This is a genomic window from Hydrogenobacter sp. T-8, assembly GCF_011006175.1.
In the GTDB taxonomy this organism is placed as follows: Bacteria; Aquificota; Aquificia; order Aquificales; family Aquificaceae; genus Pampinifervens; species Pampinifervens florentissimum.
Genome location: NZ_CP048795.1, coordinates 945386 through 958015, shown reverse-complemented (window position 1 = coordinate 958015; position 12630 = coordinate 945386). Strand labels below are relative to the sequence as shown.

General features: G+C 46.2%; 12 protein-coding genes. 9 read left to right on the top strand and 3 right to left on the bottom strand.

What is annotated here, in order from left to right; all coding sequences use genetic code 11:
* Window position 1: 1 nt before the first annotated feature.
* Both G3M65_RS05575 and G3M65_RS05570 read right to left on the bottom strand, forming a co-directional pair.
* Complete coding sequence (locus G3M65_RS05575; RefSeq protein WP_173833602.1) at window positions 2-139, bottom strand: hypothetical protein; 138 nt, start codon at window positions 137-139, stop codon at window positions 2-4.
* 291 nt (window positions 140-430) lie between these two features.
* Window positions 431-670: a hypothetical protein gene (locus G3M65_RS05570; protein ID WP_173833601.1), complete on the bottom strand. Its 240-nt coding sequence runs from the start codon at window positions 668-670 to the stop codon at window positions 431-433.
* Window positions 671-741: 71 nt separating this feature from the next.
* On the opposite strand from G3M65_RS05570, the gene flgK reads away from it, so the two are divergent.
* The 9 genes from flgK to thiD all read left to right on the top strand — a co-directional run bounded on the left by flgK (window position 742) and on the right by thiD (window position 12294).
* Window positions 742-2307: a flagellar hook-associated protein FlgK gene (gene flgK, locus G3M65_RS05565; protein WP_173833600.1), complete on the top strand. Its 1566-nt coding sequence runs from the start codon at window positions 742-744 to the stop codon at window positions 2305-2307.
* Window positions 2308-2318: 11 nt separating this feature from the next.
* The gene (gene flgL, locus G3M65_RS05560) at window positions 2319-3491 is read left to right on the top strand and encodes a flagellar hook-associated protein FlgL (RefSeq protein WP_173833599.1); all 1173 of its coding nucleotides are present in this window, start codon (window positions 2319-2321) and stop codon (window positions 3489-3491) included.
* 198 nt (window positions 3492-3689) lie between these two features.
* A complete protein-coding gene (dnaK, locus tag G3M65_RS05555) occupies window positions 3690-5555 on the top strand; it encodes a molecular chaperone DnaK (protein ID WP_173833598.1) in 1866 nt (621 codons plus the stop codon).
* Window positions 5556-5572: 17 nt separating this feature from the next.
* Window positions 5573-7084: a L,D-transpeptidase family protein gene (locus G3M65_RS05550; protein WP_173833597.1), complete on the top strand. Its 1512-nt coding sequence runs from the start codon at window positions 5573-5575 to the stop codon at window positions 7082-7084.
* Window positions 7081-7626, top strand: coding sequence for a peptidoglycan L,D-endopeptidase MepK (mepK, locus tag G3M65_RS05545; protein ID WP_173833596.1), 546 nt, complete (start codon window positions 7081-7083; stop codon window positions 7624-7626). The genes G3M65_RS05550 and mepK overlap by 4 nt, the downstream gene beginning before the upstream one ends.
* A complete protein-coding gene (thpR, locus tag G3M65_RS05540) occupies window positions 7626-8183 on the top strand; it encodes an RNA 2',3'-cyclic phosphodiesterase (RefSeq protein WP_173833595.1) in 558 nt (185 codons plus the stop codon). The genes mepK and thpR overlap by 1 nt, the downstream gene beginning before the upstream one ends.
* Complete coding sequence (gene purM / locus G3M65_RS05535) at window positions 8176-9177, top strand: phosphoribosylformylglycinamidine cyclo-ligase (RefSeq protein WP_173833594.1); 1002 nt, start codon at window positions 8176-8178, stop codon at window positions 9175-9177. Before thpR ends, purM begins: the two co-directional genes overlap by 8 nt.
* The gene (gene bamA, locus G3M65_RS05530) at window positions 9161-11494 is read left to right on the top strand and encodes an outer membrane protein assembly factor BamA (protein ID WP_173833593.1); all 2334 of its coding nucleotides are present in this window, start codon (window positions 9161-9163) and stop codon (window positions 11492-11494) included. The genes purM and bamA overlap by 17 nt, the downstream gene beginning before the upstream one ends.
* On the top strand, window positions 11494-12294 hold the full coding sequence (gene thiD / locus G3M65_RS05525; protein WP_173833592.1) for a bifunctional hydroxymethylpyrimidine kinase/phosphomethylpyrimidine kinase: 801 nt from the start codon (window positions 11494-11496) through the stop codon (window positions 12292-12294). The genes bamA and thiD overlap by 1 nt, the downstream gene beginning before the upstream one ends.
* Here the strand turns inward: thiD and acpS are convergent.
* The gene (acpS, locus tag G3M65_RS05520; RefSeq protein WP_173833591.1) at window positions 12276-12629 is read right to left on the bottom strand and encodes a holo-ACP synthase; all 354 of its coding nucleotides are present in this window, start codon (window positions 12627-12629) and stop codon (window positions 12276-12278) included. The two genes, thiD and acpS, sit on opposite strands and share 19 nt — an antisense overlap.
* Window position 12630: the final 1 nt, after the last annotated feature.

Below are 12630 nucleotides of genomic sequence, written 5' to 3'. Positions count from 1 at the left end.
TTCAGTAGTTGGTTATTACCAGAGGCTCTATGCAAGTTTTATATTTTGATGGCATATAAGCCACAAGCAAGTCCACTATCTGCCTCTTCCCACCCACCCATTTTACAAAGGGTTTGGGTTTTCCCAAGAGAACTGTCATAATAATTTTCTATTATATCTGTAAGCCTAAAACCTATGCGTGCTATAATTCAGCCTTCAAGCACAGATATCACTTGCCATAGGCATGTTTGTTTATATCTCTCGGATAGTTTGCTTTGGATATGTTTTACACTAACATATCTATCAAACTTCCCTTCTTTTAGAAGTGAAACAAGCCACTAGTATTTTGCTATTTGACTTACTTTTTTCCTGTATTCTTTGAGGAGTGTGAAGAGTTTATCTTGTTTTCTTTTGTTAGCATATTAAGGGTATTCTCCAACTACTATTGGCTTTATCTGCATTTTCTGTTATTTCCTTTATTATTTTTGCGTCTCCTGAGAGCCACCTCAAGGGCATCCTCCAAGTCCGTGGTGCTTTTAGTCTTGCGAACCGTGTAAAGGTCTCTTTTGAAAGCCCAATGCCAAGATAGCATTCTCTCAAGCTCTGGGCTGTCTTTTGGTAAACTCCTGGCGACTTCTTCAGAAAAAACCGCAGAAAGCCAAACCCTCTCAACCACCTCAAAATCTGCCATAGCACCAATGGGTATAAAAGATATTGCTAAATTTTAGCCCGTGCCTTACGATAATAAAGAGGGAGGTGTAAATGTTTGGTGCTACCTTTGGTATAGTGGCTCAGGGGCTTGAACTTTTTAGAAAGTCTGCGGATATAAGGAACAGGAACACACTGAACGCTAACAACCCAGACTACGCCCAAGAGGACCCGGTGATAAAGAGCTTTGCACCGGTGGGCATAAAGTTGGAGGATATCCTCCGAAGTCAAAACTTCTACTACATGTCCTTGAGAAACCAAAAACTCTCCGTGGTGTCCTCCCTTGACACCACCATAAAGGGCAACGCTCAGGTGGAGAACCTCTTTCAGGAGTTTACGCAGGGGCTCGGTGGCAGTGAATACATAAACCGCTTCTTTACCGCCTACCAAAACCTAATGAAAGAGCCTACCAACGAAGGAGCAAGGAGCGAACTATTGAACTCCGCCCAGAGCCTTATTGCCTACCTAAGGGACAGAAGAAGGGATATGGACAAAAGCCTTGCAGGCACCCACTATGACATGAGGCAATACATAAACAAGATAAACACCCTAACAAAGAAGATAGCCAGTATAAACCAAGAAATACTCACGGGCTATGCCCAGACCTATGCACGGGGTAAGGATTACAAAAACCTGCTGGACGAAAGGGATAGCTACCTGAGGGAGCTTTCGGAGCTTATAAATATTCAGGTGCAAGAAGATGATATTGGAAGGGTAAGGGTAGAAACCAGTCAGGGCTTTGTGCTTGTAGAAGACCGATACAGCTGGGAGCTAAAGTATGATGCGGGCAACAGAAGGGTCTTGTGGAAGTCAAAGGATGGCTCAGAGGTGGACATAAGTAATCTTATAAGCGGTGGAAGGCTTAGGGGGCTTTTGGAATTCCAGCAAGACCTTCAGGACTACATAAACCAGCTTGAGGGAACTGCCAAAAGGCTCATAAGCCAAGTAAAGGTGCCACTGAATGCACAAGCCACCACAAACTGGTTTTGGTTCAAAAATGTAAGCGACCCAAACGCACCCTTGGGCTTTTCTGGAAGCATTACCTTTAACTTTCCCGGTGGTCCTGTGGTTCTTAACTATTCATCTACAGATAGCCTAAACGATGTCGTAAACGCCATAAACGCAAACCTTGGCGGTAGCTTTTCCGCAAGCCTTATCCAGAACCCAGATGGCACTTACACAATGCGGATAACCGCCAACAACCCTTCATACACCATAGAAGACAGCAACAACCTTATCTACCGTTCTGAGCCTCTTTTTACTGGAACTGGTATAGGGGACATGGCTCTAAACCCAAACATAAACAATTATATACAGAACCTTGACTACGAAAAGGTGGATGAGTTTATGGATTTTTCAAGGGGCTGGTGGGAAGATGTAAAGGTTATATACAATGGGCTTGTGGACAGTGTGGCTTCAAGGCAGAGGGACCTAAGGACAAGGTATGACATAGAAAATGCCCTTTTGAATTCCTTGAACGCAAGGCTTCAGGAGATGCAGGGAGTTTCTGTGGATAACGAGTTTATTGAACTAATGAAACTTCAGAGGAGCTATGAAGCCCTTGCAAGAACCATAAATGCTATGGACGAGATGCTTCAGGCAACACTAAATATGGTGTGAGGTGAAAAGCCATGAAAGTGCCCGATAATTTGCTCTTTTCCCTATTTCAGGAGCAGGATGCCAGGATAAGGAAACAGCTTGCAGAAAAGTCTCTGGAGATTTCCACTGGTAGGAAGTATCAAAGTATATCCGACGACCCATCTGCTACATACAAGGTGCTTGAGCTCAAAAAGGATATATCCCAGCTTTCCCAATATTCAAAAAACAGGCTCTTTGCGGACACAACCCTTAGCTATGTGGACTTTAACCTTGGAAAGATAACAGACACCCTGAACCTTCTCTATGCCAAAACCATACAGGCAAAGAACCAAGTGCTTCAATCTGACCAACTTATGTCAATAGGAGAGCTTTTTTCCGCAAGCCTTAGGTCTCTTCTTGATAGGGTAAATGACCAGCTGGGAGGCAACTATATTTTTGGAGGTGCAAGCCTCACCCAAAAACCCTTTGACGAGAACACCCTTGACTATAAAGCTTCCACAGAGGACTTTAAGGTATGGCTCTCGGACAATCTCAAAGTGGACGCCCTTCTAAATGGTGCGGAGACCTTTGGTCTTAATGTAGCCATATCAAGGGCTAGCTTCTCAAGCCCCGCCACCAACTTCAACACTTCAGGTGCTTTGAACATAAGCGTGGGAAATACTCTCATAAATGTAAACTACACCACAACCCAAACCCTCAATGACCTTGTAGAGGTTATAAACACCAACCATTCAAGCCTTCTTCAGGCAAAGGTGAGCCAAAACCCTGATGGCACATATTCCCTTATGCTTATGCCAGTGGACATAAGCAAGGATATTTCTGTCTCCGATACAAGTGGTGGAGACTTTGATGTGGGGACTGTGGACTTTTACTCTCCGAATGTGCTTCAGGCGGTAAAAAGGGTAGGAGAAAAGCTCTCCTCCGCCCTGTATCCTGATGATGCGGACCTCATGCTCTTGCAGAGAGCCTTTGACAGGGTTTCTTTCAGAAGGTCTCAAGTGGGTAGCGTGTTATCTCAAGTCAAAAATCTCCAGCCTTTGCAGGAAAATCTTAGTGATAACCTAAATAAACAGAAATCCGACCTTGAGGATGCGGACCTTTCTCAAAGCATAATGGACTACACCCGCTATAGGTTGGCTTACGAAGCCCTTATGCGCATAATTGCAGACCAGAGGGATATGAGTATACTTAGGTATTTAAGATAAACTTCCCTTGAGCCAAGCGTGCGTAGACCTCTCTTGCCATGTCCCGTAGCACGCCTTGAAACTACTCCACTATCCTGCGTTTATTTTAATGCCATCCCTCATCTACTGCAACCTCTAAAAACCTTACATAAAAAACTTGACAAAACTCTACTAAAGTTTTATATTAGATGACATAAAGCTAAGCAAAGGAGGTATCCTATGGCGGAGAAGATAATAGGTATAGACCTTGGAACGACCAACTCGGTGGTGGCTGTTATTATCGGTGATGAGCCTGTGGTTATTGCCAACCAGGAGGGTTCAAGGCTGACACCCTCTGTGGTCTCTTGGACAAAGGAAAAGGAGGTGCTTGTAGGAGAACCTGCAAAAAGACGCGCCATCCTTGACCCTGAAAACACGGTCTACGAGTCCAAGAGGTTCATAGGTAGAAAGTATGAAGAGGTGATTGAGGAAGCTAAGAGAGTCTCCTATAAGGTGGTGGCAGACGACAAGGGAGATGCCAGCTTTGAGATACCCAACATAGGTAGGAAGGTGCGTCCAGAGGAAGTAGGAGCTCAGGTGCTAAAAAAGCTCAAAGAAGCCGCGGAAGCCTATCTTGGAGAGAAGATAACGAAGGCGGTTATAACGGTTCCTGCCTACTTTAACGAGAGACAAAGGCAAGCAACAAAGGATGCGGGCAAGATTGCAGGGCTTGATGTGCTAAGAATCCTCAACGAGCCAACTGCAGCGGCCCTTGCATACGGTCTTGACAAGAAGAGCGATGTGAAGATTCTGGTTTATGACTTTGGCGGTGGCACCTTTGATGTGTCTATCCTTGAGGGTGGAGAAGGCGTCATTGAAGTAAAGGCCACCGCTGGGGATACCCATCTGGGCGGTGCCAACATAGACGAGCGGATAATGGAATGGCTCATAGAGGAGTTCAAGAAGGAGACGGGCGTTGACCTAAAGAAGGATAGAACCGCCCTGCAAAGGCTAAAGGAAGCCAGCGAGCAGGCAAAGAAGGAGCTTTCCTTTAAGCTGGAGACAGAGATAAACCTACCCTTTATTACAATAGACCCTTCTACAAACCAGCCCCTTCACCTTCAGAAAAAGCTCACAAGGGCAAGGCTTGAGGAGATGATAAAAGACCTGGTGGACCGCACCATGGAAATAGTCAAGAGGGCCCTTGAGGATGCTAAACTAAGACCTCAGGATATTGACGAGGTGGTGCTTGTAGGAGGTTCCACGAGGATTCCCTTGGTTCAGCAGAGGATAAAGGACTTCTTTGGGAAAGAGCCCCACAAGGGTGTGAACCCTGACGAGGTGGTGGCGGTGGGCGCTGCCATACAGGCGGGCGTGCTGTCTGGTGAGGTGAAGGAGATACTCCTTGTGGACGTGACGCCTCTCTCCCTTGGTGTGGAGACCTACGGCGGTGTTATGACAGTTCTTATACCCAGAAACACACCCATACCCTACAGGAAGTGTGAAACCTTCACCACTGCCAGCGACTACCAGACAGAGGTGGAGATCCATGTGCTTCAGGGTGAGCGTCCTATGGCAAGGGACAACAAGTCTCTTGGGAAATTTTACCTTACGGGCATTCCACCTGCACCCAGGGGCGTTCCAAAGATTGAGGTATGCTTTGACATAGATGTGGACGGTATACTGCACGTGACCGCAAAAGACCTCGGCACAGGCAAGGAGCAGTCCATAAGGGTTCAGGCATCCTCTGGTCTAACCCAAGAAGAGATAGAGCGGATGGTAAAGGAAGCCCAGCTTCATGAAGAGGAAGACAGGAAAAAGAAGGAGCTGGTGGAAGCTAAAAACCAACTTGACCAGCATGTTTACAACCTTGAGAAGGTGCTAAGAGAAAGCAGGGACAAGCTACCTGCGGATGTGGTTTCTGAGGCAGAAAAGGCTATAGAAGAAGCAAAGAGGGTCTTTGCCAGCTCTCAAGACCTGCAGGAGGTAAGAAGAACCACCGAAAAGGTCCTTGAGGTTGCCAGCAAGGTGGGAAGCCACCTCTATCAAGGACAGACCACCCAAAAGGGCGAAGGTGGAGATGTGATAGAGGGCAAGCCCATGTGATATAATATTGACCGCCTATGGCGGTCGCCTTTCCCCTTTTGATTCTACTCCTCTTAGGAACTGCTACCGCATACGAGAAAAAGATAGGGGAAAGTTGGGATAGGCTCTCAAACCCTCAGAAGGTCTACCAGCTGTATAAACTCCTTGGTTTTAGATGCATATGGTATTGTGATGGTCTGCCCACAAAAGAAATTTCAGATTTCCAACAAATCTTAAGGGAAGCGGTTCACCATGGACTTAACCCAGATCGCTACAAGCCTGTGGATGGTATAGACCCAGAGCTGGCTACTACAGACAGCCTCATAAGGCTTGCCTACCACCTTTACTATGGGAGGGTGAGACCCTCAGAGCTTTACAAGGGCTGGAGTATCCCTCAAAAGCAGGATAGAGTCCTCCAGACGTTGGCAACTCTTATAAAAGAGGGAAGACTAAAAGACCTTTTCTCTGAGCTTGCGCCCAAAAACCGAGAATACTGGTTTCTCGTGGAGCAGGCAAGGCTCTACAGGGACCTGTCCTCTTTTGAATGGAAGCCCATAAGGCTTTCAAAGCCCTTGTCATATGGTGATAGGGATGCCTGCCTTGAGGAGATAAGGTTTAGGCTCTTCCTACTTGGAGACCTTGAGGAGTATACCTTTTCTGAGACCTTTGACGATACGCTTCTTAAGGCGGTCAGGAGCTTCCAAAGAAGACATGGACTACCAGATACGGGAGTTATAGACACAAAGACCATAGCAAAACTAAATGTGAGCCCTAAGGAAAGGCTTTCGCAGGTATACCTAAACCTTGAAAAACATCGCTGGCTTCCAGAAGACTTCAAGAGGGCAGTGGTGGTCAACATACCCTCCTTTGAGCTTTTTCTCATAGAAAACAACTCGGTTAGGCTCCAATCAAGGGTAATAGTGGGCAGAAGCTACAAGGAGGACTTCAGACCCACACCCATGCTCTACAGCAGGATAGAGAGCATCACCATAAACCCCAAGTGGTATGTGCCTGTAAGCATATCTGTCAAGGACCTCCTTCCAAAGGTCAAAAAAGACCCGCAGTATCTCATAAGAAAGGGCTTTAGGGTCTTTCAGGGAGAAGAGGAAATAGACCCCCTGCGGATAGACTGGGGTCAATACAACGAGAGATACTTTCCCTTCAGACTGGTGCAGGAGCCAGGAGGGAAAAACTCACTGGGCTATATAAAGTTCAACTTTCCCAATCCCTTTGCGGTTTATCTTCATGACACTCCAGACAAACATCTTTTCAACAGAAGCCATAGGGCTTTTAGCTCTGGCTGTATAAGGGTGGAGAGGGCAAGAGACTTAGCTTTAGCCCTTCTTGGAGAGGGTTGGAACGCAAAAAGACTGGACAATCTCATAAAGAGCCAGCAGACCCAAACCATACGCCTTACAAACCCCGTGCCTGTATACATCCTCTACTTTACCACTTTTGAAAGGGACGGTAAGATACACTTTAGGGAAGACCTATACGAGTATGATACAATTTTGTCCCGTGCACTTTCCAATTCTGGAGGTAGAAGATGACAAGGAGAGAGCTTTTAAAGTCAATGGGATACATGGGATGCATGCTATTGACAGGTTCAATTTCTTACGCTTCCCTTCCTTCAATGGTGGGCATTACAGAAGGTGCAAGGTTTCTTAACCTTTACTCTGTAAACACGGGAGAGAGCCTAAAGGTTGTCTACTGGGTGGACGGAGAGTATATAAACAGCTCTATCAAGGAGATAAACTGGCTTCTGAGGGACTACAGAAGCGGAGAGGTTGCAGACATAGACCTCAAGCTGATTGACCTTCTTTTTCTTATAACCAGGCTCTCTGAAAGGGAGAGGATAGAGGTAATATCGGGCTATAGGTCTCCTGCCACCAATGCATACCTTCGTAGAACTAAAAAAGGCGTAGCCAAAGACAGCTATCACACGCATGGAAAGGCTATAGATATAAGGATTGATGGAATGAGCTTAAGCGGTCTTAGAGACTTAGCAGTGAGTCTGCGGGCTGGAGGCGTGGGATATTACCCAAGGTCTGGCTTTGTGCATTTGGATACTGGACCCTTTAGGTGCTGGTGATGATAAGGGTCTTTGTGGGTTTTTTTACCACCAAGAGGATACAGGAAGCGGTGGAAAAATTACAGTCCCAAAGCGAAAGGTTTATAAAGGGCAAGTGGGTTGAACCACAGAACTTTCACATGACCTTTCAGTTCATAGGTGAGGTGCCTCAGGAAAGGCTTACAGACCTTTTGAAAAACCTTCAGGAAATAGCTCAGAATGCCAAGGCAGTAAGGATAAAGTATAGGGGACTGGGTGTTTTCCCAAACCTTGATAGAGCCAGAGTCCTCTGGATAGGTGTGTCCGATGGTCATAGACAGCTAATAGACCTTGCCAAGAGCATAGTGAGAGCAAACAGGCAGATAGGAATAAGGGAAGAGGGCAAACCCTTCCACCCACATGTAACCATATGCAGGATAAAGGAGTTTGATAAGAGGGCTCTCAAAGACCTTCTGCGTCAGCACGAAAATACCTTCTTCGGTGAGGACCTTGTGGACAAAATAGCATTGGTCAAGAGCTCCTTGACTGCAGTGGGACCCATATACACGGTCATAGAGGAGTTTTACTTCCATGGGTGAGTGGACTTACGAAAAGGCTGGAGTGAGTATAGAGAGGGCGGACGCCTTTGTGGAATACATAAGGGAAAGGGTTAAAGCCTTGCCAAAACAGGCTCTTCTTTTTGGCTCTTTTGCCAGCGGGCTAAAACTCACAGGTTATAAAAGCCCAGTGCTAATGCTTACAACGGATGGTGTGGGGACAAAGCTTAAGATAGCACAAGCAGTGGGTGTTCATAACACGGTGGGCATAGACCTCGTTGCCATGAACGTAAATGACCTTCTTACTACTGGTGCAACCCCCATCGCCTTTCTGGACTACATAGCCACTGGCAGGATAGACCTTGAGGTTATGAAAGCCCTTATGGATGGCATAGTGGAGGGGTGCAGGCTCGCAGAGGTTGCCCTCGTGGGTGGAGAGACCGCAGAGATGCCAGACTTCTATCCAGAAGGCGTTTATGACCTTGCAGGTTTTTGTCTTGGTGTGTGTGAAGAAGAAGACCTTATCACTGGAGAAAATATAAAAGCTGGAGATGTTATAATAGGCTTGCCTTCAAGCGGGTTTCACAGCAACGGATACAGCCTTATAAGAAAGGTGCTTCAGGACAGAGGCATAAGCTACGAGGACAGCTTTGAGGGCAGAAGGGTCTGGGAAGTGCTTTTAGAGCCCACAAGAATATACCTGCAGGAGGTGCGTGCCTTGAAATCTTCTGGTATAAGGATAAAGGGAATGGCTCATATAACAGGTGGTGGTATACCAGGAAACCTTGTTAGAATACTTCCGGAAGGGCTGAGGGCAGTTGTGGAAAAGAAGAAAATTCCAAAAAAAATCCTTTTTGACTGGATAAGGGACTTAGGGAAAATACAGGAGGAGGAAATGTTCAAAACCTTCAACATGGGTGTAGGATTTATGGTGGTGGTTGGAAAAGAGGATATGCCTACTGCTCTTGGTGTGGTTCCTTCTTCCTTTGTTTGTGGTTTTATTGAGGAGGGTAAAAAAGATGTGGTTATTGTTTAGAGCTTTATTACCTGTATTCCTCTTAGTAGGTTTTTCTCTCGGGCAGGTGGTAAAGGAGGTGAGGGTTGAAGGGGCACAGTATGTGCCAGAGGATGTAATAGTAGGGCTTATAAACATAAAACAGGGAAGTCTATACAGTCCAGATATGGTCAGAGAAAGCATAAGACGCATGTATAGGACAGGTTTTTTTGATCAGGTGGAGGTCTACGAGGAAAGGGTGGGTGAGGATGTAGTGCTCATATACAGGGTAAAGGACCTCCCTGTTATATACAAGATTGAGTTTGTAGGCAACAGAAAGATAAAGTCTGACGAGCTTGAAAGGAAAATAGGAATAGAAACAGAAGTGGGCAAAATAGAACCAGAGGAGCTTATAAAGGGATTTACCTCAGCGCCTGCGGTAGAGGAGAGATTGGAAATTCAAAGAAGGCTCAGGCTTGGAAGGGTGCTTACTCGTGAAGAGTTGGAGTTTATAAAGAGGAAAATAGTGGAAGCTTATGTAAAAGAGGGGTATTCAAATGTTCAGGTAAACTATGAACTTGTTCCAAAGAAGGGAGCATCAAAGGTGGTGTACAGAATAGTGGAAGGAGAGCCAGAGTATGTAAAGAGCATAAACTTCACAGGTAACAGAACCTTTAGTAGGGGCAGACTGTTGGGGCTTATGGAGACAAAGCCGGTGAGCCTCCTTGCCTTTAGGTTAAAGCCACCCTACAGTGAGGATGTTCTTAGAGAAGATTTAAGAAAAGTAAGAGATTTCTACCGTTCCGAGGGCTTCCTTGAGGCAGAGATAGATTATTCAATAAGGAAGGAAGGGAATAGATACGAGATAAACATAAAAATACAGGAAGGACCAAGATACAAGCTCTCTGAGCTAAAGATAGAAGGCAACACTCTGTATGCCTACTCTGAACTGGTGGGAGACCTGCTTAGGAAAAACAGGGGAGGCTACTACAGAAGGGAAGTTATAGACAGGGTAAAGGAAAATATAAGAAGGCGATATTCAGAAATAGGCTATCTTGGAGTGTTCATTGAAGAGAAAGAAGTGGTGGACAGGGAAAGCAAAAGAGTGAGCGTAAATATGAACCTGCGGGAAGGAGAGCCTGTGTATGTAAGTAGGATAGAGGTGCAGGGCAACTATGAGTCCAGAGATTATGTGATAAGGAGAGAGCTGAGATTTCAGGAAGGCGAGCTGGCGAACCAAAGGGAAATAGACAGGTCAAGGACAAGAGTCTTTAATCTCGGATACTATCAGGATGTCTCCATAGACCCATTCCCCGCGGAGGATAAAAACTGGGACTTTACCGCAAGGGTAAGGGAAAGGTTTACAGGGCAGTTTTCCATAGGTCTGGGCTACAATCAGGTCACAGGTGTCTCGGGCTTTATATCCCTGCGTAAGGGCAACTTCCTTGGAACGGGTGATATAGCCGGTATATCCCTATCATACGGGAGTAAATACAGGGATAACTCCCTTTCCTACACGAGAAAATGGTTTCTGAATCAACCCATTGACCTTACTGGTTCTGTTTATGACAGGAGGGTAGAATACACCACCTACACGGTGGAAAGAACTGGTGTAGACTTTATCTTCTCAAGGGAGTTTGCAGAGTTTTGGAGGGCAAGCGCAGGGTTGAGTTTGCAAAGAGTGAGGTATACGAACATATCCCCTGATGCTTCATCCCTCATAAAAGAGGAAGCTGGAACCAGGCAATCTAGAAAGCTCCTCTTGGGTCTCACACGGGATACAAGGGACAACTATCTGTTTCCATCGACTGGTGCTCTTACAGAACTAAATTATTCGGTAGCTGTCCCAGTGCTTGGAGGAAACGAGAAGTTTAACAAGATAACCCTCTCCCATCAGCAGTTCTTCAAAGACCCATGGCTGGACACTGGTCTTATACTTTCCTTTAAGGGTGTTTTTGGAATTGTGGAACCTTATGGGGGTGCAAAGGTCCCCCTTGATGAAAGGTTCTTCGTCGGAGGTGACTTTACTGTGAGAGGTTATAAATACGGCTATGCAGGTCCCCTTGACCCCAACACAAAAGACCCCATTGGAGCCAAGAGACAGCTTATACTATCCGCAGAGGCAAATTACCCTCTTTATAAGAACATACTGTACGGTGCGGTTTTTTACGATACGGGCCTCGGCTTTAACGACTGGAGCGAGCTAAAGGCACAGAACCTGAAAGGGGGGTTCGGCGTAGGCATAAGGTTTATAACACCCTTTGCACCCATAAAGTTAGACTGGGCGGTTAAAACGAAAAAAGTGCCAGGCGATACATCAAGGAGTAGGATACATTTTGTTCTTGGAGTGTTCTTCTAATGGTGCCAAGGGCTCTAACTATAGCGGGGTCTGATAGCAGTGGCGGTGCTGGAATCCAAGCGGACCTAAAGACCTTTACCGTGCTTGGCGTGTATGGTATGAGTGCCATAACTTCCATAACCGTCCAAAACACCTTAGGAGTTTACCAAGTTGTAGACCTTCCACCAGAGGCGGTTTACGAACAGATAAAGGTTGTGGTAGAAGACATAGGCGTAGATGCCTGCAAAACTGGCATGCTTTCCAATGAAGAGATAATAAAGGCGGTCGCAAGGGCTATAAAGGACACAAAAATTGAAAAGCTCGTGGTTGACCCTGTAATGAGGGCAAAGTCTGGAGACCCACTATTGAAGCAATCTGCAAGAGAGACGCTTATAAGAGAAATCCTTCCCCTTGCCCTTGTGGTTACCCCAAACATCCCAGAGGCGGAGGAGCTGTGCGGTTTTGAGATAAAAAGCCTTGAGGATATGGAAAGAGCCTGCAGGAAGATACTCTCTTATGGTCCCTCTGCGGTGGTGGTAAAGGGAGGGCATATGGAAGGCGAGGAGTCGGTGGATGTGCTTTACGACGGGCAGAGTTTTGAATACCTAAGGGGTAGGTTTATAAAGACAAAGAATACTCATGGCACTGGGTGCACCTTCTCCTCCGCCATAACCGCCCATCTGGCAAAGGGGCATAGTCTAAAAGAAGCACTCATAATGGCAAAGGAATACATTCAGAAGGCTATAGAAGATTCATTGCCTCTCGGTAAAGGGCATGGACCCCTCAACCACATGTGGCCCTTCTATTCCTTTGGAAGATAAGCGACCGCCACAGAAAATTCTCTCTCATGGGATAGGGAAACAAGGACTTTCACATCCTCAAAGCCTCTTCTAAGTATTCTTACCCTTGCCGGTCTCCCCCTGTCACCAAGAACCTCTATCTCTGAGAACTTTAGAACAATCCCGTATGTTTGGTAGAAGGCCTTCAGCACTGCCTCCTTGCAAGCCCACCTTGCGGAGAGGCACTCATAAAAGGCTTGCTGACCCATACAGTATCTTAGCTCCTCTTCCGTATAAACGCGTCTTAGAAACCTCTCTCCGAACCTCTCCACCGCCTCTTTTATCCTCTTATTGCTCACTATGTCAATGCCCACCATG